Genomic DNA, 22,023 nt, shown 5'->3' on the forward strand with positions numbered 1-22,023 from the left:
CGCGAGCAAGGGGCTTCGACAGGCTCAGCCAACGACTGCCCCGTGTCATCCGCCAACGCATGACCGAGGCGATCAGCCAGCGATTCCCCGGGTGATCCGCCAACGAATGCCCCCAACGAGCAATGCTTCCTAGCTTGCGGCAGCGTCCAGAAACCCCCAGAGCGCCGCGTTGAAGGCCTCCGGTGCCGAGAGGTGGACCGGATCGGAGGCATCCGGTATGACCGTCAATCTTGCCCCCGGCACACCGGCGGCCACGGCGTCCGAGGCGGGGCGCTGGGTGCTGTCGTGAGCGCCGACGATGGCGAGCGTCCGGGCGCGGACGCTGCCCAGGTCGCGCTCGAGGTCGATCCCGGCGAGCCCGTCGAGGACGCTCAGCACGGAGGTCCGGTTGAGGCCCGTCGCAGCCCATCTCGCGTCGGGCAGCGCCCGGATCATCGCCTTCTGCGCGCCCATCGCGAGGCGTCCGTACTTCAGCGCGACCCCCTCGACGACCAGATCGGACACGCAATCCGGTGACCGTTCCGCGGCGGCCAGGGCGACGACCGCACCCAACCCCGAGCCCACGAGGGCCATCGACTCGACGCCGTAGGTGTTGAGCAGCCCGAGCAGCTCGTCGGCCGCGGCGTCCACCGAGAACGCGCCGAGCTTGCCGGGACGCAGGCCCTTGATCCAGGGGGCGACCGCCTTGAACTGGTCCGACGGCATCGCCGTCACCTGGTCCTGCCAGGTCTGCGGGAGTTGTCCGAGCCCATGGACGAAGACGAGGAGCTTCACGTCCGTCACCGTAGCGGCTTGTGGCAGCATGGCGGCCGTGACCACGCCCGATCCCCAGACCGCTGCGGCGGCGGGCGACCGGCTGTCGCTGCGGACCCAGCTGACGCGCTTCATCCTCACCGGCGTGCTCTCGGCGGCCGTCGACTTCGGGCTCCTGCTCGTCGGCCAGTACGCCTTCGGCTGGGATCACAACCTGGCAAAAGCCCTCTCGTTCGTCTTCGGCACGTTGACCGCGTACTCGATCAACCGGGTCTGGACGTTCCGCGCGGCCCACTCACATGGACGCCTTGCCGCCGTCGCCGCGCTCTATGCACTGACGTTCGCGTTGCAGGTCGGCACGTTCGCGCTGCTCTTCCCGCCGCTGCTCACGGCGTACGGCCGCGAGGTGGCGAACGCGGTCGGGTTCGTCGTGGCCCAGGGCCTGGCGACCACGGTCAACTTCATCGTCCAGCGGACGGTGATCTTCCGTCACCCCTGACCGGACGCCGAGGGCGTCCGATCAGCACCGTGTCGGCCTAGAGCAGCTCGACGTCGACGGGCTCGCTGAACACGCCGGACGACGTGGGTGACGACGTCGGACGGAAGCGCATGACGCGGGCGCCGGGGGTGTCCGCAATGCCCTTGAGCTTGCCCTCGGAGTAGTGGATGCCAGCGCCGTCGTCGCAGGCGTAGCCCTCCGGCAGCGTGCCGTCGGCGATGGCCTCGGTGTAGACCGGGACGCGGCCGTCCTCGCCGTCGAAGTGGCAGCAGAAGCTGCTCGGGATGAGCCCGAGGCCGCCACGCACCGCGCGGAACGGGCCGAAGCTGTCGGTGACGAAGCCCTCGCACCAGGCGTTGGCGCCGGCGGCGACGCCGCCGAGGACCACATCGCCGGCCTCATAGCGCTGCTTGAGGGCCTTGCCGACGCCGTGCGCCTCCCACAGGGCCAGCATGTTGACGGTCAGGCCGTTGCCCACCATGACCAGGTCGGCCTCGGCGAGGCGCTCGACGGAGCGGGCGGCGTCCTGCCAGAGCGTCAGCACCATGACGCGGACGCCGAGCGTGCCGTAGGCGTTCAAGAACTTGTTGATGTACTGCGGATCGTCCGCGGACGCCGTCGGCACGAAGCACACCAAGGGGCTTGACTTGCCGGTCAACTCCACGAGGTAACGATCGAGATTGGTGGGAGCCCCCAGGGGCGACATCGAGAATCCGCCGCCACCCATGGCCACGATGTGTGCAGTCATGCGCTCATCTTGGCACGGAACACAGCCGCTTCGGATGGGCTGTTCCGGCCCGTGATCCGGCTGTCCGGCAGGCGCCGCGTCGAGGCCCGTTAGGCTGCCCCCGTGACCGGGATACGCACCATCGGAGTCGTCGGCGGCGGGCAGCTGGCGCGCATGATGGCACCGGCCGCGGCGGCGCTCGGGCTGAACCTCAAGCTGCTGGCCGAGGCCCCCGGTTCGTCGGCGGCGCAGGTGATCGCGGACGTGACCGTGGGCGATTACGCGGACGCCGGCGTCCTCGGCGCCTTCGCGTCGGGCTGCGACGCCATCACCTTCGATCACGAGCACGTGCCTACCGATCTGCTGCGCGACTTGAAGGCGTCCGGCGTGCTCGTTCGACCTGGTCCGGACGCCCTCGAGCACGCCCAGGACAAGGCGGTGATGCGGGCGCGGCTCACGGCACTCGGACTGCCGTGCCCCCGGTGGCGCGTCGTCGACTCGGTTGCTGATCTTGTGGCTTTCGGCCGGGAGACCGGCTGGCCCGTCATCGCCAAGCTGTCGCGCGGCGGCTATGACGGTAAGGGCGTCTTCAAGATCGAGTCGGACGCCGACGCGAACGTCCCCTTCGCGGCGCTCGAGGGTCCCCTCGGACCGACGGAGCGGGAGTCGGCGACGTCGGCGTCCGGGCCACGCCCGGTGATCCTGGCGGAGGAGTTCATCGACTTCACCCGCGAACTGTCGGTCATCGTGGCCCGCGGGGCCGATGGCCGTTGCCTGGCCTACCCCGTGACCGAGACCGTCCAGGCCGACGGCATCTGCCGCGAGACCACGACACCCGCACCGGCACTGTCTGCTGAGCGGGCCGACGCGCTCCAGGCCCTGGGCATCGCGGCGGCGTCCGAACTCGGCGTCGTCGGGCTCCTCGCCGTGGAGCTGATGGAACTGGCGGACGGGTCGGTCGTGGTGAACGAACTCGCGATGCGTCCGCACAACACGGGGCACTGGGCCATCGACGGTGCGCGGACGTCCCAGTTCGAGAACCATCTGCGCGCGGTGGCCGGGCTTCCGTTGGGTCCGACCGACGCCACCGCCGCGGTCGCGGTGATGAGCAACATCCTGGGCGGCTCCCGCGACGACCTCGTGGGCGGGCTGGCCGATGTGCTCGCCGCTGACCCCGCGCTGCGCGTCCAGCTGTACGGCAAGGCGGTCAAGCCCGGCCGCAAGGTGGGCCACGTCACCGCTTTGGGTGACGATCTCGCGACGGTCGCCGGACGCGCGCGGGCGGCGTCCGAGGCTCTCGAAGGCCGCCGCACCAACCTGGAGGAGGACCGATGAAGCAGCAGCCGCTGGTGGGAATCGTGATGGGCTCGGACTCGGACTGGCCCACGATGGAGGCCGCCGCGCAGGCCCTCGCCGAGTTCGGGGTGGCCTACGAGGCCGACGTCGTGTCGGCGCACCGGATGCCGGAGGACATGGTCCGCTACGGACGCGAGGCGCACGGACGCGGCCTGCGCTGCCTCATCGCCGGCGCCGGGGGAGCGGCCCACCTGCCCGGCATGCTCGCCGCGCTGACGCCGTTGCCGGTGATCGGGGTCCCGGTGCCGCTGAAGCACCTCGACGGGCTGGACTCCCTGCTGTCGATCGTGCAGATGCCGTCCGGCGTGCCGGTGGCGACCGTCGCGATCGGAAACGCCCGCAACGCGGGCCTGCTGGCGGTGCGGATCCTGGGGGCGTCCGATGCGGGGCTGCAGCAGGCGATGGTGGACTTCCAGGAGTCGCTGAGGGCGGCAGCGGTCGCGAAGGGTGAGGTCGTCCGGGGTCGCTGACGCGAGCTTCGGCGGAGCCGGGGGCTAGATGCTGCCCGAGCCCAGGATCTTGAACAGATCCGAGCCGATGGCGTCCAACAGGGCCTTGCCCTGCTCGAACGTCTTCACCCGGCACATCATGGCGGCCAGGTAGTCGCGCCCCTCGCCCTGCACCCGCCCCATCGAGTTGACCGCCCACAGGCCGTCGCTGCTCTTGAACTCCACCCAGCCGTTCTTCATCTGGACGGCCACGTCGTCGCTGCGCTTGGTGCCGACGCCCCAGATCTGGGTGGGATTGGTCTTGCGCATGACGTCGAGTTCGTACAGCCGATCCTCATCAACGAGCGCGGGGGTGCCGTTGATCAGCGCTGACAGAAGCGTCACCTGGTCGCGCGGGGTGGTCCAGGTCCAGGACCAGTCGGGCCGCTTGGCGTCCCGGTGCGACGACGTCATCTGAAGCTCGTTCGCGAGGCGCTGGTACGCGTCCGCCCCGCCGGCGTAGGCCCACAGCCGATCGGCGGAGTCGTTGTCGGAGTTGATGAGGGCGTTGCTGACGTCGGTCTGCTGCGCGAACGCCAGCGGATGTCCCTCCGAGCGCGCCTGACGCAGCGCCATTGCGGAGATCATCACCTTGGCCATCGACGCGCTCTGCGATGCGTAATCGCCCTTGTGGTTCCAGTCGTTGCCGCTGGTCAGGTCGCGGACGAACACGCCGAGCTTGTCGGTGTTCGCGTCGTAGGTGCGCATGATCGCGGTCAACTGGTCGGCGATCGCGCCTGTGGGGGACGCCGTCGGCCGGACCACGGTCGCGGACGGCTTCGCACACCCGGCGAGGACGGCGCAGGCGCCGAGCAACACGGTCCGGCGGGTCAGCCGCGAACTCATCCGATCTCCTGTTTCCACCCGTTGATCATCGTGGCCATCTTGTCAGACCCGCCGAAACCGGACGCCCCAAGGCGCGCCCGCAATCGGCGCACGAGCCCGGCCAGAGGGGAGCCATCCGGGTCGGATACGCTGCGGCCATGCGCTACGTCGTCATCATGGCCGGGGGCTCGGGCACGCGCCTTTGGCCCCTGTCACGCAAGGGAACGCCGAAGCAACTGTTGAAGCTGATCAGCGGCCAAAGCCTGCTGCAACTGGCCTACGAGCGCGCCTCGCGCGTCGTCCCGCCGGAGCGGATCGTGGTCGTGACCGGCGAGGCGTACCTGGACGCCGTGGCCCGCGAACTGCCGGCCCTGCCGGCTGAGAACCTGCTGGGCGAGCCCGAGGGGCGCGACTCACTGAACGCGTGCGCATGGCCGGCCGCGGTGCTGCTGCGCCGTGATCCGGACGCCGTGATCGCGCAGTTGACGGCCGATCACGTCATCGAACCGGTCGACGCGTTCGCGGGGGCGCTCGACCAGGCCTTCACGATTGCCGAGTCTTCGCCCGACGTGCTGGTGACCCTGGGGGTCGTTCCGACGAGCGCGCACACCGGCTACGGCTACTTGCAGCGGGGCGAGCCGTTGGCGGATCACCCCGGCGCCTGCGCGGTGGCGAACTTCAAGGAGAAGCCGCCCCTGGCCACCGCGGCGATGTACGTGACGTCCGGCGACTACTGGTGGAACGCCGGCATGTTCGTGTGGCGGGCGTCCACGTTCCTCGAGCAACTGAGGCTGCTGGAGCCGACCACGTACGCCGACATCATGACCCTGGCCGACCATCCCGGACGCCTCGCCGAGATCTTCCCCACCCTCACCAAGATCTCCGTGGACTACGCGATTTTGGAGCCGGTGGCGCACGGGAAGGCGTCCGCGCGAGTGGTGGCCGTTCCGCTGGGGGTCGACTGGCGCGACGTCGGTGGCTTCGCCAGCCTCGGCGAGCTCTTGCCGAGCGACTCCGACGACAACGCGTCCAATGCCCTGATCCAGACCTTGGACGCCACCAACAACATCGTCTTGGACCACAGCGGCTCGGGCCAGCTCATCGCGCTGCTCGGCGTCAGCGACCTCGTGATCGTGCAGACCCCGGACGCGATCCTGGTCGCCACTAAAGACCAGGCAGAGAAGGTCAAGGCGCTCGTCGCCAAGATCGCCGAATCGGCACCGGACTACGCGTGAGAGGGGATGCGATGCTCGACAGCCTCAAGAAGGTGCGTGAGCCCGCCGCCTGGGCGGTGATGGTGATCATCGTCGGATTCATGGTGCTGAACGCGGCTCGCCTGGTGTTCGTGCTGACGCGCGGCGAGGTGCCGGTCTTCGCGGCCTTCGCCGACATCGCCAACAACTCAACGAACCTGACGCTGGTCGCAGCGCTCGTCGCCCTGGTGTGCCTGTGCCTGTTCATCGCGCCGGCCAGCCCGAGGTCGACGACCATCGCGCGCTGGGCGGCGATCATCGTGACCGTGGGCACCGTGCTCACGATCGTGGCCACCCTCTTGGGCCTGTGGGCGTCCAACGGCGTGCTGGGCGTCATCTTCGAGCTGCTCGGGGGACTGCTCGACATCACGCTCAAGGCCGGGGCTGCCTTCGCGCTGTGGACGATCTACCGGGCCGTCGAGGCGGGTCGGATGCAGACGCCCGCGGCCGAGCCCGTCGTCGAGTCGCCACGGGCCATCACAGACGACGCGCCGCCGGTGTGGCGGGCCGCGGAGGCGTCCGGCTCGGTCTGGAAGACGGCGGCGGACGCGGCGTCCGGAGCGGGTCCCGCTCGTCTCTCGGACGCGCCCGACGTGCCGAAGAGGGCCGTGGAGGCTCCGACTGAGGCGCCGTACACCCCGGCCGGGGCGTGGGCTGCGAATCCGCGGACGAAGCAGGGCGCCGCGGAGGCCATGGGCTGGCGGCGCATCGGGGGAGGGTCTTCTACGACCTCAGAGCCCGAGGCGTAAGGCGACACGCCGTAGCGGCCACCTAAGAATTGGCCTTGATGACCTCTGCGGCTTGACTATCAGCGAACTACAGGCATGTAATTCCCTCAGCACCCCCGTCACCAGGAAGAGGAATCGCATGTCAGAGCTGCTGATCGTCGATCCCTCGGACGACGGTGCCCTCGCCTGGCAAGAGGCCGCGCTCTGCGCCCAGACAGACCCCGAGGCCTTCTTCCCGGAGAAGGGTGGCTCGACCCGCGAGGCGAAGCGCGTGTGCCACAGCTGCGAGGTCCGCTCCGAGTGCCTGGATTACGCCTTGGAGAAGGACGAACGCTTCGGAATCTGGGGCGGGCTGTCCGAGCGCGAGCGGCGCAAGCTCAAGCGTCGCGTCGTCTAGGCGCGGGCGCTCGCGTCGGGCTACGGCGCGCGGGCCCGTACGATAAGGCCCCATGACCGACGACACCTCAAGCGCTGACCCGTGGGCGTGGGCCCGCCAGGACGACGCTGACGGCGCCGCTGTGCGCGTTTCCCCTGCCACGGTCACGGTCGTGATCGTCGCGCATCAGGGGGAGCGCTGGCTCAAGTCCGCGATCGACTCGGTGACCGCCCAGAACGCGCGGCCCACCCGGCTCGTCGTGGTGGACGCGGGCTCCGACGACAAGACGGCGCAGGTGGCGTCCGACGCTCGCACCTTCGGTCGCGTCCAGGCGGTCGTCCAGGGCGTGAGGGACGCATCCTTCGGCGCCAACGTCGCGCAGGGGCTGCAGGGGCTGCCCGCCGACGAGTGGCTGTGGCTGTTGCACGACGACGTCGTCGCGGATGCCTCGGCGCTCGATCGCCTTCTCGACACCGCGGTGCATGGCCCCGCGGACGTCGTCGGACCTCTCCTGCTGGAGGCCGGCCGACGCCGCGGACGAGCCGTCCGGGTGAGCGAGGCCGGTCAGACGATGACCGAGAGCGGTGTCATCACGGGAGTCGTCCCGGAGGGAATGGTCGATCAGGGCCAACTCGAGAGCACGCAGGTCCTCGGTCTGAACTCCTGCGGCATGCTCGTCCGGCGGTCGGTGTGGGACGAGCTGGGGGGCTTCGACGACGCGGTTCCGTCCGGTGTCCAGGGGCTGGAGTTCTGCTGGCGGGCACGCCTCGCGGGCTATCGGGTCGTGACGCAGCCGCGTGCTCGGGTGGTCCACGTCGAGGCGTCCACGCGAGGCATCCGGGACAACATCGCGGTCGATCCGCACCAGGACAAGCGGCGGTGGGGTCTAGCGCTGCACGAGGCCTTCCGGTCCGGCCCGATGTCGTCCGGTGAGCGCGGACGCCTCGGGGCCGAGTCCTTGCGGCGCGTGCTCGGGTTCGTCGTGGGCAAGGACCTCCTGGACGCCCGCCTGGAGCGCGCCGCCGTGCGCGAGTGGCGCGCGGACCGGGCCAGCGTCGACCGGCTCCACCAGTCATATCTGTCGGCCACGCAGGGGTCTGACCGCTCGGACGAGCCCGTGGGCGCCCTGCGCCTCACCCGGAAGGCGCTGCGGACGCGTCGCCTCGACGAGACCTTTGGACGCATCACCGACTGGCTCTCGGCGTTCGGCGATCGGGGCGGTGGTCTGGGCCTCGAGGCGCTCACGGGTGACGACTTCGCCCGCGACGACCAGACCAAGCGGCGAATCTCGCCCGTCTGGGTGCTCGCCTGGGTCTTCATCGTGGGCGCCCTGGTGGCCAGCCGCGGGCTGCTGTCGTTCGCGCCGTTGTCGGGACCGCAGCTGCTCGAGGTGCCGGACTCGATCGGGGCGCTCTTCGCCCGCTACGCCGCTGGGGTCAGCGGGGCGGACCCGTCGGCCGGGGCGCCATGGGTCGGGCTCGTGTGGGCGGCGTCGCTGTTGACCCTCGGGCACCCCGACCTGATCGTGAGCCTCGTCCTCTTGGGGGCGGTGCCGGTGTGCTTCTTGTTCGCCTCGCGCGTCTTGGGCCGCCTGGCCGACGACCGGTGGGTGGTCTTGGGGGGTGCGGCCTGTTACGCGCTGGTGCCGGTCCTGACGGGGGCCGTGGCCTCCGGTCAGTTGGGCGCCGTCGCCTGGGCGATCGCCCTCCCGCTGCTCGCCGGACGGCTCGTGACGTGGTGGCAGGACGGAGAGCCCAGTTGGCCGGTGGTCGGTGGCGTCGGCCTGGCGGCCACCGTCATGACCGCGGCGGAGCCCCTCACCTGGGTGGCAGTCGTCGCTGCGGTGGGCGTCCTGGCTTGGCGGCTTCGACACGGCTGGATCCGGCCGGCGGTCGCCGCCGTGTCGCCCCTGTTGCTGCTCGTGACCCCGTTCACCGCCGAGCTTGCACGTTTCCCCGGACGCCTCCTGACCGGCACGGAGCCCCTGCTGGTGCCGACCAACGCCATGAGCCGGATCGAGTTGTTGCTCGGCCGCGCGGCCCCCGAGGCCGCCCCTGTGTGGGTCGCCGCGGCCACGCTGGGCGTGATCTGGCTCCTGGCCCTGACCGGTGCCGTCCTGAACCGCCGCGCTGCCTGGGCCGTCGCCGTGGCCCTGGGCAGCGCCGCTGTGGCCGTCGTCCTGACGCGCATCGTCGTGACGGTTCAGCCCACCGGGATCCCCACCCATCCGCAAGCGACGGCGTGGACCGTCGGCATGGCTGGCGCCTTGATCTGGGCCGCGGTTCTGGGCCTCGACGGACTGCGCGAGTCGATCGCGGAGAGCACCTTCGATCGGCGGCACGCCTTGGTCTACGCCGTCGCCCTCCTCGCCTGCGGCGCCGTGGCCATCGGCAGCGGCTGGTGGGTCGCCCTGGGACACGCGGAGCTCGAGCGCCGCGGCGGGTCGTCCGTGCCGACCTTCATCCGCAAGGACGCCGCCCGCGACAGCTGCCGCATCGTCACGCTCGACCTTCGGGGCGACCACGTGTCCTGGAACCTGTTGGAAGGCGACTTCGGACGCCTCGGCGACGCCGAGCGTGGGCTGGCCTTCGGCGGCTCGCAGGACGGCACGGCGACGGCCCAGTCCGTCGTGCACCGGCTCGCCCAGGGCTCGGCCGACGAACGCATCGTCAGCGACCTTCAGTCGCTGGGCGTCTGCTACCTGTGGGTGACCGGGGCGTCCCCTGACCAGCGGGTGTCGATCTCGAACGTTCCCGGTCTGGGCGTCGGCGCGGCCGACGCCGACGGCGCGAGCTGGATCGTCCCCGATTCGGGACGCCTCGTGCTGGTGTCCGGGGAGCAGACCACCCGGGTGGACCCCGGTTCGTCGGTGCCCGCCGGCGGCGCCGGACGCGTGCTCCTGGTGGCTGAGCCGACGTCGCCCGCCCTCGCGGTGCGCATCGGCGAGGCCTTGGCGACGCGCCTGCCGGACGTCGCAGGTCGTGCGGCCTTCGCCGTGCCGGACGCCGGCGGCGCCGTCACCCTCAACCGCGAGGGGGGAGTCCCCTGGTGGGCGGGGGTTCAGGCCGCACTGTTGATCGCGTTGCTGGCCCTGGCCGCCCCGGCGTCGCCGTCGGCGTCCGACGCGCGCGCCAGGACCCCTCGCCACGTCAGGAGGGGCGTGTGATGACCGACTCCCGCTCAACGACCATGCGTCGCGCCGCCGCGGCTCGACCGGCGAAGGGGCCGCTGGTGGCGGTCGCCGTCGCGGCCGTGGCCCTCGCCGCCGCGACCGCCTTCGTCCCTGCCATCCGCCCGACAGCTCCCGTCGCGGACGCGTCCGCGGTGCGGGTCACACGCGCCTGCCCGACCCTGGACGCCGGCGTCCAACTGGGGCTGACGGCCCTCGGCGATGGACTGGCCCAAGCACCCCTGGCCACGCCCACCACGCTGACTCCGTTGACGTCGCCGCAGGTCATCGCGCTCGCCAAGGACCCGGGCAGGATCTCGGCCCCGGTCGGGTCCCCCTTCTGGGGCGTCGTGTCGGCGTCCGCCGCGACGGACGCCGACCAAGGTCTATCGCTGGCGGCCTGTCGCTCGCCGCGCGCGCAACAGTGGTTCGCGGGCGTGCGGTCGAACGCCAACGCACGCTCTGAGGTCGTGCTCGTGAACCTCGACACCACCGAGGCGAGCGTGAACATCAACGTCTACGGCCCGGACGGCGCCCTCGCGGCGCCAGGAGCGCGCGGCGTCGAAGTTGCGGCCCGCAGCCAGCGGATCCTGCCCATGGGCCCGCTGGTGGACGCCGCCACGCCCGTGACACTGGAGGTGGCGACGTCCACCGGACGCGTGGCCGCGTTCGTCCGGCAGCGGCTCTTCAACGGCACCGCGCCGCTCGGGGCCGACTGGATCTCGGCGACGGCCGAGCCGGACGAACTCGCGGTGATCGGGTCGGTGCCCGCGGGCGACGGCGCCAGGACGCTGGTCATCGGCAACCCCGGCGACCGGACGGCTCAGGTCAAGGTCGAGGTGCTCGGTCCGGACGGGGCCTACGCGCCGGTGGGCATCGAGACCGTCGACGTGCCCGCCGATACGACGCGAACCTTCCCGCTCGACAAGGTGCTCGGCGGCAAGAGCGCGGCCCTGCGTCTGACCGGCTCGCGTCCGATCGTCGCGGCCGTCGAAGCCGCGACGGTGGGTGACTGGGCGACGCTGACCGCGCACGCCGGAGTCGGCGCGAAGGCGGTCGTGAACGTCCCGTTGCCCGGGGGGATCGCCCCGGTCGTGACCGTGGCCAACCCCGGTGCCGAGGCCGCCCACGTGGAGGTGAAGATCACCGACCCGTCGGGCAAGGTGCTGCTGGAGAAGTCCCAAGACGTCTTGGCCTCCGCGGCGCTCACCTTCGAGCCGGGGCCGACTGCTGGGCTGCTGCTGAGCGTCGTGAGCTCGTCACCGTCGCTGCGGGTGAGCTTGGCCGCCACCGGTGCGGTCGGGACGGTGACCGGCATCGCCATGGTGGGCGTTGCGGACGCCTCGTCGCCGGTCCCGGCGGTGGTCGTGACGCGCGATCCGCGCCTGGGCGGCTGACTCAGTCGTCCCAGTCCGGATCGGCCTCGCGATGGCCCTCGGGATCGATCTCGTCGACGCTGATCCCGGTGATGCTGGCCAGCTGCTCCACGATCGTGCGGTACACCAGGATGCGGAGCCCCTTGCGGGTCGCCGCTCGGCGTTCGAGCGGACGCCGGAACAGCACGATCTGCCCGTTCACCTCGACGGTGGGGGAGAGCGCGGCCGCCAGCGGCACCCGGCTCGGATCCCACGAGGTGGCGATCGTCGGAACGTCCTCGATGCCGACGTCCACCGAACCGAGCGCCCGCGGGCACGTCCGGGTGATCTGCGCGAGGGCGTCCGAGACGCAGTGGGCGAAGAACGAACGGCGGTCCGGACGCGTCTTCACGCTGACGGCAGCTCCGGTGTAGGGATTCGGCCACGCGAGGCGTCCGCGGAGCCCGCGGCCGTGTCGATCCCTGCTCTTCACCACGGTCGAGGAGCCTAGCCGACACGCGCTGAGCCTCGGGGTTTCGCCGGGGCTCCCCACCTAAGCTCACCGGTGTGATCGCCAGACGCTGCTCCAAGGCGGGCTGCTCGGCGCCCGCGGTGGCCACGTTGACCTACGCCTACACCGACTCGACGGCCGTCGTCGGGCCGCTGGCGCTCCGGTCCGAGCCCGGCACCTACGACCTGTGTCGGGTGCATTGCGGACGCCTCAGCACGCCGCGCGGCTGGGAACTGATCCGGCTGCCGATCGACCCGGACGCCCCCTCGCATTCGTCGGACGACCTCGCGGCGCTGGCCGACGCGGTGCGCCAGGTGGGCCTCGGTTTCGAGGATCGCCCCGCCCCCGAGCCTGCCCTGTCGAGGCGCGTCGGACACCTCGGTGTGGTCGCCGACCACGCCCACGATGGCAGGTAGGGTGAACACCCCCGAGGAAGGACCACCTGTGAGCGAGATCGCACCCGAGGTGCTGGGCCTGCTGGTCTGCCCCCAGTGCCATCAGCAACTGAGCCTCGACTACGAGGCCGCCGAGCTGATCTGCTGCAACCCCGCTTGTGGGCTCGCCTTCCCGGTGCGGCAGGGGATCCCGATCCTGGTGACGGACGCCGCGCGAAAGCCCGAGCGCTGATATGAGGGAGTTCGACGACTCCCGACTCGACGAGCCCGACGCGCTGCGCAGCGGCGACGCCCTGCTCCGCCCGCTCGCCGAGGCGGGGGCGCGGCTTCGCCGCGAGGTGGCCGCCGCCGAGGGCGCGCTCGCATCGTTGAGCAACGAGGGACGCCCGCGGGCGGTCATCGCGATCGGCCCCGAGGCCCGCCTGCTGCGCGCCGTACTGGAGCCCACCTGTCCCGTCCCGTTCGTCGCCTGGCCGGCGCTCGGACTGCCCGGCTGGGTGGGCCCGCTGGACGTCGTGGTGGTGCTCGGCGGCGTGGGCCCCCAGCCGCTCGACTGCGTGCGCGAGGCCTTGCGCCGCGGGTCACGCGTCCTGGTGACGGCCCGTCCCGACTCCCCGCTGGCCGAGCACGCGGCTTCCCGGCTCACGACGTTGCTGCCGTCCACGACGACCGATCCGCTCTGCCGTGCGGTCACGGCGTTGATGGCGCTCCACCAGCTCGGTCTGGCCACGCAGGTCGACTCCGAGCCCATCGCCGACGCCCTGGACGCCGTCGCGCAGGCGTCCGCGCACGCGAAGGATGTATCGGCCAATCCGGCCAAGACCCTGGCCCTGGAACTGGCGGACGCGTCGCCGCTGATCTGGGGCGGGTCCGTGCTGGGCGCTCGTGCCTGCCGCCGCATCGCGGAGGCGGTGCGGTCGGCGTCCGGTCGGGTGGCGCTGGCCGCGGACGCGACCGAACTCATCCCCCTGCTGGCGCAGACGGCCCCGAAGGACCCGTTCGCGGATCCCTTCGACAGCGACGGCGAGGAGCGGCGTCCGAGCTTGGTGATCGTCGACGACGGACTGGGGGACGCGGCGTCCGACTCGGAACGCGACATCCTGGAGCACAACGCGCGGGCCGCCGACGTCCGGGTGTCCTACCTCGTCCACGAGACCGGCGCGGACCTGGTCCGCTACGCCACCGTCCTCCAGCAGGGCCGGTTCGCAGCCGCGTACCTCGGCATCGGCCTGGGGCGCTCCGAGCCGTCCTGAACTACAGGCTCTTGACCAGCCACGCCCCTTCGGGACGGAAGCCGAGGCCTTCCAGGTAGGTCTGGTGCTCATAGGTCCGGGTCGAGGCGAGCAGCCGTTTGAATCCGGCGTCGGTGAACGTGGCCTTGCCGTCGCCGTAGAGCCAGCGGCCCTGCCGGGAGTCGCGATAGCGCGGGGTCACGTAGTCGAGGACGATCGTCAGCTCTTGGCCCTCCGGACGGCCCATCAGGATGCCGGCCGGGAAGCCGTGCCGGGTGATCAGCCGGACGAAGGGGGCGTCGGCGTCCGGGTCGAAGTCGGGCTGGGACTTGCGGATGTCGGCCAGGTTCGCGCGCAGGAAGTCGGTCAGGAACGGATGCCCGGGCTCCATCGGCACCGCCGCGATCTCGGACGCCGCGGGCGCGGCGAGTCCGGACCGCAGGCGCCACAGGCTCATCAGGGCGATCGCGGCGCTCGCGATCACGACGGGCCAGGTCCCGGTGAGGACGCCGTAGGCGCAGAAGCCGATCCCAGCCAGCGCCATGACCGCCCGTGGCCAGACGACGCCCCGGATGCCCAACGCCACGAGGTACAGCGCCGCCGCGCTGTACCCCAGCCCCTGGACCCATGCCGGCATGCAATCAGCCTCGCGGGATCTCGACGGAGTCGAGCGTGCAGCTCCCGGGGGTGAGGTTCGACCAGTCCTGGTCGTGGCTCAAGACGGCGATCGCGGACGTCGGGAAGTGCGCGGCCACCTCGTCGGTGAGGGCGGAAGGGGCTGCCAGCTTCGTGACCAGGTCGCTCACGCCCGGCTCGTGGGCGATCAGGACGACGACCGACGCCGACTCGGGGGTCCTAGCGAGGACGCCCAGCATCGTGTCGGCCGACGCCGCGTAGAGGGAGTCCGACGTCACCGCGTGAGCGGCGCTCGCGCCGCCCAACTGGGCGCACTGCCACGTCTGGACGGCCCGCGTCGCCGAGGAGACCCAGACCAGGTCGGGTGCGTGGACGGCCAAGAACTGGCCCGCCACCACGGCGTCCCGCGTGCCGCGACCGCTGAGCGGACGCCGATGGTCGGGCTCGTTGGTCTTCCACGACGACTTGGAGTGCCGCATCACCAACAGCTTGTTTTCGCCCGACATAGGCGCATCTTAGGGGGTCAGTCGGAGGAGTCCGAGCCCCCGGCGCCGGGGTTGAGGCTCTCCCAGATCTCCTTGCACTCGGGGCACACGGGGTACTTGTCGGGGTTGCGGCTGGGCACCCAGACCTTGCCGCAGAGCGCCACGACCGGCGTCCCGAAGACCATGGCCTCGGTGAGCTTGTTCTTGGCCACGTAGTGGCTGAGGCGCTCGTGATCGCCCGCGTCGAGGCGGGCGTCGGTGCGCTCGTCGAGGACGGTCTGGGAGCCGGGAGCGAGCTGGGTCATGGCGCCATCGTAATTCCCCCTGCGGGGCGACGGCATGGTGAGATGGCGGGCGTGACTTCCCCGGCCCCCACCTCAGCGGCGCTGTCGCAGCGGCCGCTGATCGCCGGCTTGCTGGTGCTGGTGACGGCCGTGGCCTTCGAAGCACAGTCGGTGTCGACGGCCATGCCGGCCGCCGCCGCCGACCTGGGGCAGCTCGATCTCTACGCCTGGGCATTCACGGCCTTCGCCATCCCACAGATCGTCGCGATCGTCGCAGGCGGACGCCTCTGCGATCGCTTCGGCCCGGTGCGTCCGCTGCAGCTGGGGGTGCTGATCTTCGCGGCCGGGGTGGTGTTGTCCGCCCTCGCGGTGTCGATGCCCATGCTGCTGGCCGGACGCTTCGTCCAGGGGCTCGGCGGTGGCCTGACGAACCTCGCCCTCATGGTCGTGGTCGGCCGGGCGTTCCCGCCCGCCGACACGAGCCGGCTGATGACGTACTTCTCGTTCGCGTGGATGCTGCCGTCCTTCGTGGGTCCGGGTGTCGCGGCCTGGCTCGTGCACGTCTGGAGCTGGCACGCCGTGTTCTGGGCCGTCCTGCCCGTGGTGGGGCTGGGCGTTGCGCTGCTCGGACCGGCCCTGGCCCATCGGCCGCTGCCCGGTCTCGGAGCCGCGCCCGCCGGCACCCGCACCCTGTTGGCGGGGCTCGGCCTCGCCGTGGGAGCGGCGGTCGTCCAGGCGGCCGCCCAGCTGGGCTCGCTGTGGGGGATTCCCCTGGGCGTGGCGGGCGCGCTGCTGCTGGTGGTCGGTATCCCGCGGCTGATGCCGCGCGGCTGGCGTCCGGGGGGCGTGGGCCTGGCCGGGGTCATCGCCTCCCGGTTCTTCTTCTCGGGGGCCTTCAGCATCACCTTCGCCTTTCTGCCGCTGATGATCGTCAAGCTGCGCGGCCAGGAGCTGTTCGTGGGTGGCATCGCGCTAACGGTCGCGTCCTTCGGCTGGACGTTCGGCTCCTGGGTGCAGTCCCAGCGCTGGCTGCACCTCAGCCGAGACCGGATCACGACCCTGGGCACCGCCCTGGTCACCGTGGGCCTATCGATCGTGGCCTCCGGGTCGTTCGTGCTGGAGGTCCCGGTGGCGGTCGTGATCGCGGGTGCCACGATCGCCGGCGCCGGGATGGGGCTCGCGATGCCGAGCACGTCGATCCTGATGATCCAGCTGTCGCCGACCGACGAGCTCGGCCACAACACGTCCGCCCTGCAGGTGGCCGAGGCGCTCGGCAACGCCGTGATCGTGGGCGCCGCGGGTGCCCTCTTCGGCGCGTTCAGCGGGGCGGGCGATCTCCGCAACGCGTTCGGCTGGGCCGCCGCGCTGGCGGCGGCGTGCGCGGCGGCGTCCGTGGCCTTCTCGAGACGATGCGGGCACGTCGAGAACCTCTCGGCCAGGCCCTGAAAGCGGACGCCCGCGATTCAGTCGAGCCCGAGAGTGTTTGTGGCTAGACTCTCGACTCCGAGACAAGGAGCCGTGCCCATGGACGAGGTGGACCGCATTCTCGCCGCCTGGAAGCGGGAAGCTCCGGAGTTGGACGTCGAGCCGCTTCGGGTGTTTTCCCGCGTGAGCCGGCTGGCCCGGCACCTCGACCTCGCCAGGAAGGAAGCGTTCGGCGCGCAGGGCCTCGAGGTCTGGGAGTTCGACGTCCTGGCCGCGCTTCGCCGCAGCGGCGCCCCCTATGAGCTGTCTCCGGGGGCGCTGATCCACGAGACCCTGTCCACCTCGGGCACCATGACGAACCGGATCGATCGGCTGGCCGCGCGCGGCATGGTCGAGCGCCTGCCGGATCCGCGCGATCGCCGAGGCGTCCGCGTTCGCCTGACGCGTACCGGACGCCAGGCGGTCGAGGCCGCCCTCACCGACCTGGTCGCGTCCGAACACACGCTGCTGCGCTCGCTGTCCAGGGACGACGTCGATCACACGGCCGACCTCCTCCGCTCCCTGATCGCACCCTTCGAAGGAGAAGACTGACATGGCCTTGGCCGACCCCGATCTGCAGCGGCTTGCGGACGCTCACGGCATCGCGACCGAGTTCTGGGACTGGAAGGGCCGGCTCACCCCGGTCAGCCCTGAGACGGTCGTCTCGATCCTGGCCGCGCTCGACGTGGACGCCTCGTCCGGCGAGGCCATCGCGACGGCCCTGGCCGAACTCGACCTGAAGCCCTGGCGTTCCGCCCTGCCCGCTTGCGTGGTCATCCAGGCCGGCACGGGCACCCACGTCAACGTTCACGTGGACCACGGCCGCGAGGCGCGGCTGAGTGTCCGCCTCGAAGAGGGCGGCGAGCGCGACACCTACCAGGTCGAGAACTGGGCACCGCCGCGCTGGGTGGGCGACCGGTTCCTGGGCGAGGCGACGTTCTGGGTCCCGGGTGACCTGCCGCTCGGCTACCACCGCCTGCACCTGGAGTCGGAGGACTGGAGCGTCGAGTCGTCCCTGATCGTGACGCCGGCGTTCCTGGGGCTGCCTCCAGCGATGGGCAATCGCCGGATCTGGGGCTACGCGACCCAGCTGTACAGCGTCCGCTCGCACGAGAGCTGGGGGATGGGCGATCTGGCCGATCTCGGCGATCTGGCGACGTGGTCGTCCACCCAGCAGTTCGCCAACTACGTGCTCGTCAACCCGCTGCACGCCGCCGAGCCGATGACGCCCCTGGAGCCGTCCCCGTACCTGCCCAGTAGCCGCCGCTACGTCAACCCCCTGTACCTGCGGCCGGAGTCGATCCCCGAGTACGCCGTGCTGGACGAGAAGGCCCGCCGACAGATCCGTGGGCTCAAAGAGAAGCTGCTCGCCGAGGTCGGCTCGGTCGATCGCATCGAGCGCAACCCGATCTTCGTCGCCAAGCTGGCGGCGCTCCGCATCATCTTCGACGCCGGTCGAACGCCGGCGCGCCAGATGAGCCTCGACGACTTCGTCCGCCGCGAGGGCCGCGGTCTGACCCAGTTCGGGACGTGGTGCGCCCTGGTCGGCGCCCTGGGGATGAATTGGCGCAGCTGGCCGAAGGAGTACCAGCGGCCGTCCTCGCCGGAGGTCGCCGCCTTCGCCGCCGAGAACGCCGCCGACGTCGAGTTCTTCGTCTGGCTGCAGTGGATCGCCGACACCCAACTCTCGGGCGCCCAGTCGGCCGCCAAGGACGCCGGCATGCGCGTCGGCATCGTCAACGACCTCGCCGTCGGGGTGTCGAAGGAGAGCGCCGAGGCGTGGGTGCTCGGCGACGCGTTCGCGTCCGGTGTCGAGGTCGGCGCGCCGCCGGACCACTACAACCAGCTGGGCCAGTCCTGGGGGCAGGCGCCGTGGCGTCCGGACCGTCTGCAGGAGCTGTCGTACGCGCCGTTCCGGTCGATGGTGGCCGGCATCCTGCGGCACGCGGGCGGCGTCCGGATCGACCACATCATGGGCCTGTTCCGGCTGTGGTGGATCCCGGACGGTCAGCCGCCGACGCAGGGCACCTACGTCCGCTACCCGCATGAGGCGATGGTCGGCATCGTCGTGTTGGAGGCCCAGCGCGCCGGTGCCCTCGTCATTGGCGAGGACCTGGGCACGGTCGAGCCGTGGGTGCGCGACTACCTGCGCGGACGCGGCATCCTCGGCACCTCGGTGGCCTGGTTCGAGTCGGGCCACGACGGAGCGCCGCTGGCCCCCGAGGCCTACCGCGAGTTCTGCATGGCGTCCGTCACGACCCACGACATGCCGCCGACGGCCGGGTACCTCGCCAAAGACCACATCGCGCTGCAGGCCGAACTCGGCCTGCTGACCGAGGACGTCGGGGTCGAGGAGCAGAACTTCGACCGGCAGCTCGACACGTGGCGCGCGATCCTGTGGGACCGGGGGCTGTACCACCCCGGCGAGGAGGGCGACGACGACGTCGAGGCGATGGTCCTGGCGCTGCACCGGTTCGTGCTGCAATCGCCGGCCCTGGTGGTCTGTGCTGCGCTCGTGGACGCCGTCGGCGACCGTCGCACCCAGAACCAGCCGGGCACGGTCGACCAGTACCCCAACTGGCGGGTGCCCCTGTCCGGACCCGACGGCACGCTGCTCTCGCTCGAGGACGTCTTCCGCAGCACGCGGGCTCAGCGGCTCGCCTCGGTCATGAACGGCTTCGCGACGCCGCTGGTCGGGATGCGCTGATCAGGAGTTGGTGCGCCGCACCCGAACGCCAGCCTCGGTGAGCGCTTCGGTGACGGCGCGGACGCCGTCCGGATGCACGGCCGCGGTGAGGTCGAGGAGGACGGTGGTGGCGAAGCCGAGCCGTGCGGCGTCCAGGGCCGTGGCCTTGACGCAGTAGTCGGTCGCGATCCCGACTACGTCGACGTCCGTCACGCCGCGGCGGTGCAGGAAGTCGGCCAACGGCGTCCCGTGTTCGTCGCGTCCCTCGAAGCCGGAATAGGCGGCGGCGTGGCCGCCCTTGGCGAACACGCCCGCGAAGGTGCGATAGGTGAGGTTCTCGTGCAGCATCGCGCCCAGGGTGTCCTCGACGCAGTGGGGCGGCCAGGTCTCGGCGTAGTCGGGGTCGTCGGAGAAGTGCGTCCCCGGATCGACGTGCGCGTCGCGGGTCGCGACGACGACGTCGTAGGGGTGCCCGGCCAGGTAGCTCGAGATCCTGGACGCCGTGGCGGCCCCGCCCTCGACCGCGAGGTTGCCGCCCTCGCAGAAGTCGTTCTGCACGTCGACGATAACGATGGCCTTGGTCATGGCTGAACCTCCGGATCGATGATCGTGGGGATGGCGGCGTCGCCGCGGCTCATCTTGTGCGCCGCGCGTGGCAGTTCGGCCCGGGAGGCGGCGTGGCGGGCGCGGGCGGCCGACAGGGGCTCGCGTCCGACGATCCGTCCGGCGTCGATGAGCGGCACCAGCAGAGCCCGGTCGTCGCCGTCGTCGACGGGCGGCCTTCCGATGCCGATCACGTCGGCCTCGGCGATCCCGCGCGCGTTGCGCCTTCTCAGGGCGTACTTTCGGCCACCGATCGTGGCCTTGTTGGGCGAGCGCTTCTGCACCGGTTCGAGGGTGGCGTCGGCGGCGTCCGAGTCGGCGCGGGCCACGATCTTGTACACCATCGAACAGGTCGGCGCCCCGGAGCCGGTGACGAGCGAGGTGCCGACGCCGTAGCCGTCTACGGGGGCGCCCCTGAGGGCCGCGATCTGGTACTCGTCCAGGTCGGAGGTGACGATGATCCGGGTCTTCGTGGCGCCGAGCGAGTCCAGCAGGGCGCGCACCTCCACCGCCTGATCGGCGAGGTCGCCCGAGTCGATGCGGACGGCTCCCAGCTCGGGTCCGGCCAGCTCCACGGCCGTCCGGACGGCGGCCTCGACGTCGTAGGTGTCGACCAGCAGCGTCGTGCCCTTGCCCTGCGTCGCCAGCTGCGCGCGGAACGCCTCCTCCTCGGAGCCGTGCAGCAGGGTGAAGCTGTGCGCGGCCGTCCCGGCGGTCGGGACGCCGTACGTGCGTCCGGCTTCGAGGTTCGACGACGCCGCGAAGCCGGCGATGTAGGCGGCCCTGGACGCCGCGACCGCGGCCCGCTCGTGGGCGCGCCGCGCCCCCATCTCGATGCACGGGCGATCGCCGGCCATGAGCGTCATCCGGGACGCCGCCGCCGCGACCGCGGAGTCGTAGTTGTAGATGCTCAGCAGCAGGGTCTCGAGGACGCAGGCCTCGGCGAACGTGCCCTCGACGATGAGCAGGGGAGCGTTCGGGAAGTAGACCTCGCCCTCGCCGTAGCCCCACATGCTGCCGGTGAACCGGTAGTCCGCGAGCCAGGCGGCCAGGTCCGGCGAGATGATCTTGGCTGTCGTCAGGTAGTCGAGCTCGGACGCCTCGAAGCGGAACGCCTCGACGGCGTCCAGCATGCGCCCGACACCGGCGAGGACGCCGTAGCGGCGTCCGTCCGGGAGCCGGCGGGGGAACAGCTCGAACACCGTCTTGCGGAAGGCACGGCCGGACGCCAGCGCGGCGTCGAGCATCGTCAGCTCGTAGCGATCGGTGAGCAGCGCCGTTGACCCGTTCATGGGGGCCACCCTATTGGGCACTCGTGAAAGAATGTGTGGCGTGACGAACCCATCCAGCCCCGCGCAGCCGGGGGCCGGCACGGCGATCGCCGACCGACCCGCCGAGGTCGTGCAGGGCCTGAAGGAGTGGGTCTGCATCGTCTGGGACGACCCTGTGAACCTGATGTCGTACGTCACGCACGTCTTCAAGACCTACTTCGGTTACCCGCGCGACAAGGCCGAACGCCTGATGATGCAGGTGCACTCGGAGGGCCGCTCGGTGGTTGCTTCGGGTTCGCGTGAGGCGATGGAGCGCGCCGTCTCGGCGATGCACGGCTACGGGCTGTGGGCGACCCTGGAACCGAGCGAATGAGGGCCTTCCGTCGTGTGGGCGACCACCTCGAAGCCGAGCTTGAGGAGTTCGAGGTCGCCCTGCTCGCCTCACTGGTCGAGCAGCTGCAGGACATCCTGGGCGGCCCGGATTCCGGCCAGCCGCCGGCCGGATTGGACGCCTTCGAGCGGCTCGCCGCGGCGAGCGCCACGCAGGTGGAGCTCGACCACGACGACCCCCTGATCGAGCGGCTCTTCCCGGCGGCCTACACCGACGAGCGCGACCGGGACTTTCGGCGGTTCACCGAGGACGATGCCCGCCGGACGCGACTCGACGAAGCGTCCGTGGTGCTCAGCGATCTCGCGGCGACGGCCGACGGCGCCGAGCCGCTGCGGCTGGCCGACGACGACTTCGAGGCCTGGGTGAAGACGATCAACGCCCTGCGGCTCAGCCTGTCCGTGCGGCTCGGCATCACGGACGCCGACAGCCTCGACGCCCTGCAGGGCCTGTCGGCGCGCGATCCGCGCACGCACATCCTGGACATCTACGACTGGCTGGGGTTCGTTCTGGAGTCCTTGCTGGACGCCAGCGCCTGA

At 71.3% G+C, this 22,023-nt stretch carries 25 protein-coding genes; 16 read left to right on the forward strand and 9 right to left on the reverse strand.

Annotated elements, in window-relative coordinates:
• Positions 1–129: 129 nt before the first annotated feature.
• Positions 130–774, reverse strand: coding sequence for an alpha/beta fold hydrolase (locus tag FN821_RS07860; protein ID WP_131171616.1), 645 nt, complete (start codon positions 772–774; stop codon positions 130–132).
• 37 nt (positions 775–811) lie between these two features.
• Here FN821_RS07860 and FN821_RS07865 point away from each other — a divergent pair, with 37 nt between their 5' ends.
• On the forward strand, positions 812–1,252 hold the full coding sequence (locus FN821_RS07865; RefSeq protein WP_241660117.1) for a GtrA family protein: 441 nt from the start codon (positions 812–814) through the stop codon (positions 1,250–1,252).
• Positions 1,253–1,289: 37 nt separating this feature from the next.
• On the opposite strand, the gene FN821_RS07870 is transcribed toward FN821_RS07865, so the two are convergent.
• The gene (locus FN821_RS07870) at positions 1,290–2,000 is read right to left on the reverse strand and encodes a Type 1 glutamine amidotransferase-like domain-containing protein (RefSeq protein ID WP_131171618.1); all 711 of its coding nucleotides are present in this window, start codon (positions 1,998–2,000) and stop codon (positions 1,290–1,292) included.
• A gap of 102 nt (positions 2,001–2,102) precedes the next feature.
• On the opposite strand from FN821_RS07870, the gene FN821_RS07875 reads away from it, so the two are divergent.
• Both FN821_RS07875 and purE read left to right on the forward strand, forming a co-directional pair.
• On the forward strand, positions 2,103–3,314 hold the full coding sequence (locus tag FN821_RS07875) for a 5-(carboxyamino)imidazole ribonucleotide synthase (protein WP_131171619.1): 1,212 nt from the start codon (positions 2,103–2,105) through the stop codon (positions 3,312–3,314).
• Positions 3,311–3,805 (forward strand): 5-(carboxyamino)imidazole ribonucleotide mutase, encoded by a 495-nt coding sequence (gene purE / locus FN821_RS07880; RefSeq protein ID WP_131171620.1) that lies wholly within the window; start codon positions 3,311–3,313, stop codon positions 3,803–3,805. The genes FN821_RS07875 and purE overlap by 4 nt, the downstream gene beginning before the upstream one ends.
• A 24-nt stretch (positions 3,806–3,829) precedes the next feature.
• Here the strand turns inward: purE and FN821_RS07885 are convergent, their stop codons facing one another.
• Positions 3,830–4,669, reverse strand: coding sequence for a serine hydrolase (locus tag FN821_RS07885; RefSeq protein ID WP_131171621.1), 840 nt, complete (start codon positions 4,667–4,669; stop codon positions 3,830–3,832).
• A gap of 137 nt (positions 4,670–4,806) precedes the next feature.
• Here FN821_RS07885 and FN821_RS07890 point away from each other — a divergent pair, with 137 nt between their 5' ends.
• From FN821_RS07890 to FN821_RS07910, 5 genes are all read left to right on the forward strand, one after another.
• Entirely contained in the window at positions 4,807–5,883 is a 1,077-nt protein-coding gene (locus tag FN821_RS07890; protein WP_131171622.1) for a mannose-1-phosphate guanylyltransferase, read from the forward strand.
• An 11-nt stretch (positions 5,884–5,894) separates the two neighbouring features.
• Positions 5,895–6,650: a hypothetical protein gene (locus FN821_RS07895; protein ID WP_131171623.1), complete on the forward strand. Its 756-nt coding sequence runs from the start codon at positions 5,895–5,897 to the stop codon at positions 6,648–6,650.
• Between the two features lie 118 nt (positions 6,651–6,768).
• Positions 6,769–7,026 (forward strand): WhiB family transcriptional regulator, encoded by a 258-nt coding sequence (locus FN821_RS07900; RefSeq protein ID WP_131171624.1) that lies wholly within the window; start codon positions 6,769–6,771, stop codon positions 7,024–7,026.
• Positions 7,027–7,078: 52 nt separating this feature from the next.
• A complete protein-coding gene (locus tag FN821_RS07905; protein WP_131171625.1) occupies positions 7,079–10,171 on the forward strand; it encodes a glycosyltransferase in 3,093 nt (1,030 codons plus the stop codon).
• Positions 10,171–11,571, forward strand: coding sequence for a DUF5719 family protein (locus FN821_RS07910; RefSeq protein ID WP_131171626.1), 1,401 nt, complete (start codon positions 10,171–10,173; stop codon positions 11,569–11,571). The genes FN821_RS07905 and FN821_RS07910 overlap by 1 nt, the downstream gene beginning before the upstream one ends.
• A 1-nt stretch (position 11,572) precedes the next feature.
• Here FN821_RS07910 and FN821_RS07915 read toward each other — a convergent pair whose 3' ends face one another.
• The gene (locus tag FN821_RS07915) at positions 11,573–12,025 is read right to left on the reverse strand and encodes a metallopeptidase family protein (protein ID WP_131171627.1); all 453 of its coding nucleotides are present in this window, start codon (positions 12,023–12,025) and stop codon (positions 11,573–11,575) included.
• A 71-nt stretch (positions 12,026–12,096) separates the two neighbouring features.
• Here FN821_RS07915 and FN821_RS07920 point away from each other — a divergent pair, with 71 nt between their 5' ends.
• From FN821_RS07920 to FN821_RS07930, 3 genes are read left to right on the forward strand one after another with little or no spacing between them, the layout of a single operon-like run.
• A complete protein-coding gene (locus FN821_RS07920) occupies positions 12,097–12,456 on the forward strand; it encodes a DUF3499 domain-containing protein (RefSeq protein WP_131171628.1) in 360 nt (119 codons plus the stop codon).
• Between the two features lie 28 nt (positions 12,457–12,484).
• Positions 12,485–12,667, forward strand: a complete 183-nt coding sequence (locus tag FN821_RS07925; protein WP_131171629.1) for a Trm112 family protein — start codon at positions 12,485–12,487, stop codon at positions 12,665–12,667.
• 1 nt (position 12,668) lies between these two features.
• Positions 12,669–13,688: a phosphoheptose isomerase family protein gene (locus FN821_RS07930; protein ID WP_131171630.1), complete on the forward strand. Its 1,020-nt coding sequence runs from the start codon at positions 12,669–12,671 to the stop codon at positions 13,686–13,688.
• Between the two features lies 1 nt (position 13,689).
• Here the strand turns inward: FN821_RS07930 and FN821_RS07935 are convergent, their stop codons facing one another.
• From FN821_RS07935 to FN821_RS07945, 3 genes are read right to left on the reverse strand one after another with little or no spacing between them, the layout of a single operon-like run.
• Positions 13,690–14,304, reverse strand: a complete 615-nt coding sequence (locus FN821_RS07935; protein WP_131171631.1) for a hypothetical protein — start codon at positions 14,302–14,304, stop codon at positions 13,690–13,692.
• Positions 14,305–14,308: 4 nt separating this feature from the next.
• A complete protein-coding gene (locus tag FN821_RS07940) occupies positions 14,309–14,809 on the reverse strand; it encodes a SixA phosphatase family protein (RefSeq protein WP_131171632.1) in 501 nt (166 codons plus the stop codon).
• Positions 14,810–14,826: 17 nt separating this feature from the next.
• Positions 14,827–15,093, reverse strand: a complete 267-nt coding sequence (locus FN821_RS07945) for a DUF3039 domain-containing protein (protein ID WP_131171633.1) — start codon at positions 15,091–15,093, stop codon at positions 14,827–14,829.
• 51 nt (positions 15,094–15,144) lie between these two features.
• On the opposite strand from FN821_RS07945, the gene FN821_RS07950 reads away from it, so the two are divergent.
• The 3 genes from FN821_RS07950 (at position 15,145) to malQ (ending at position 19,243) form a co-directional block, all read left to right on the forward strand.
• On the forward strand, positions 15,145–16,518 hold the full coding sequence (locus FN821_RS07950; RefSeq protein WP_165489261.1) for an MFS transporter: 1,374 nt from the start codon (positions 15,145–15,147) through the stop codon (positions 16,516–16,518).
• A 78-nt stretch (positions 16,519–16,596) separates the two neighbouring features.
• Positions 16,597–17,088 carry a MarR family winged helix-turn-helix transcriptional regulator gene (locus FN821_RS07955; protein ID WP_131171635.1) on the forward strand — a complete coding sequence of 164 codons (492 nt, stop codon included), beginning with the start codon at positions 16,597–16,599 and terminating at the stop codon, positions 17,086–17,088.
• A 1-nt stretch (position 17,089) separates the two neighbouring features.
• A complete protein-coding gene (gene malQ, locus FN821_RS07960) occupies positions 17,090–19,243 on the forward strand; it encodes a 4-alpha-glucanotransferase (protein ID WP_131171636.1) in 2,154 nt (717 codons plus the stop codon).
• Here the strand turns inward: malQ and FN821_RS07965 are convergent, their stop codons facing one another.
• Positions 19,244–19,807, reverse strand: a complete 564-nt coding sequence (locus tag FN821_RS07965) for an isochorismatase family protein (protein ID WP_131171637.1) — start codon at positions 19,805–19,807, stop codon at positions 19,244–19,246.
• Positions 19,804–21,117 carry a nicotinate phosphoribosyltransferase gene (locus FN821_RS07970; RefSeq protein WP_131171638.1) on the reverse strand — a complete coding sequence of 438 codons (1,314 nt, stop codon included), beginning with the start codon at positions 21,115–21,117 and terminating at the stop codon, positions 19,804–19,806. The genes FN821_RS07965 and FN821_RS07970 overlap by 4 nt, the downstream gene beginning before the upstream one ends.
• An 85-nt stretch (positions 21,118–21,202) precedes the next feature.
• Between FN821_RS07970 and clpS the strand changes: the two genes are divergently transcribed.
• A complete protein-coding gene (gene clpS, locus FN821_RS07975; RefSeq protein ID WP_241660121.1) occupies positions 21,203–21,469 on the forward strand; it encodes an ATP-dependent Clp protease adapter ClpS in 267 nt (88 codons plus the stop codon).
• Positions 21,466–22,023 carry a DUF2017 family protein gene (locus FN821_RS07980; protein ID WP_131171640.1) on the forward strand — a complete coding sequence of 186 codons (558 nt, stop codon included), beginning with the start codon at positions 21,466–21,468 and terminating at the stop codon, positions 22,021–22,023. Before clpS ends, FN821_RS07980 begins: the two co-directional genes overlap by 4 nt.

This window comes from Propioniciclava tarda (genome assembly GCF_900182665.1).
Lineage (GTDB): Bacteria > Actinomycetota > Actinomycetes > Propionibacteriales > Propionibacteriaceae > Propioniciclava > Propioniciclava tarda.

Bases quoted from the DNA above. Each gene is read 5' to 3' on its own strand.
- FN821_RS07870 (WP_131171618.1), bottom strand. From the start codon at position 2,000: ATGACTGCACACATCGTGGCCATGGGTGGCGGCGGATTCTCGATGTCG.
- FN821_RS07900 (WP_131171624.1), top strand. From the start codon at position 6,769: ATGTCAGAGCTGCTGATCGTCGATCCCTCGGACGACGGTGCCCTCGCC.
- FN821_RS07955 (WP_131171635.1), top strand. From the start codon at position 16,597: ATGGACGAGGTGGACCGCATTCTCGCCGCCTGGAAGCGGGAAGCTCCG.
- FN821_RS07965 (WP_131171637.1), bottom strand. From the start codon at position 19,807: ATGACCAAGGCCATCGTTATCGTCGACGTGCAGAACGACTTCTGCGAG.
- FN821_RS07935 (WP_131171631.1), bottom strand. From the start codon at position 14,304: ATGCCGGCATGGGTCCAGGGGCTGGGGTACAGCGCGGCGGCGCTGTAC.
- FN821_RS07890 (WP_131171622.1), top strand. From the start codon at position 4,807: ATGCGCTACGTCGTCATCATGGCCGGGGGCTCGGGCACGCGCCTTTGG.
- FN821_RS07940 (WP_131171632.1), bottom strand. From the start codon at position 14,809: ATGTCGGGCGAAAACAAGCTGTTGGTGATGCGGCACTCCAAGTCGTCG.
- FN821_RS07910 (WP_131171626.1), top strand. From the start codon at position 10,171: ATGACCGACTCCCGCTCAACGACCATGCGTCGCGCCGCCGCGGCTCGA.
- FN821_RS07895 (WP_131171623.1), top strand. From the start codon at position 5,895: ATGCTCGACAGCCTCAAGAAGGTGCGTGAGCCCGCCGCCTGGGCGGTG.
- FN821_RS07970 (WP_131171638.1), bottom strand. From the start codon at position 21,117: ATGAACGGGTCAACGGCGCTGCTCACCGATCGCTACGAGCTGACGATG.
- FN821_RS07885 (WP_131171621.1), bottom strand. From the start codon at position 4,669: ATGAGTTCGCGGCTGACCCGCCGGACCGTGTTGCTCGGCGCCTGCGCC.
- FN821_RS07980 (WP_131171640.1), top strand. From the start codon at position 21,466: ATGAGGGCCTTCCGTCGTGTGGGCGACCACCTCGAAGCCGAGCTTGAG.
- FN821_RS07930 (WP_131171630.1), top strand. From the start codon at position 12,669: ATGAGGGAGTTCGACGACTCCCGACTCGACGAGCCCGACGCGCTGCGC.
- FN821_RS07945 (WP_131171633.1), bottom strand. From the start codon at position 15,093: ATGACCCAGCTCGCTCCCGGCTCCCAGACCGTCCTCGACGAGCGCACC.
- FN821_RS07905 (WP_131171625.1), top strand. From the start codon at position 7,079: ATGACCGACGACACCTCAAGCGCTGACCCGTGGGCGTGGGCCCGCCAG.
- malQ (WP_131171636.1), top strand. From the start codon at position 17,090: ATGGCCTTGGCCGACCCCGATCTGCAGCGGCTTGCGGACGCTCACGGC.
- purE (WP_131171620.1), top strand. From the start codon at position 3,311: ATGAAGCAGCAGCCGCTGGTGGGAATCGTGATGGGCTCGGACTCGGAC.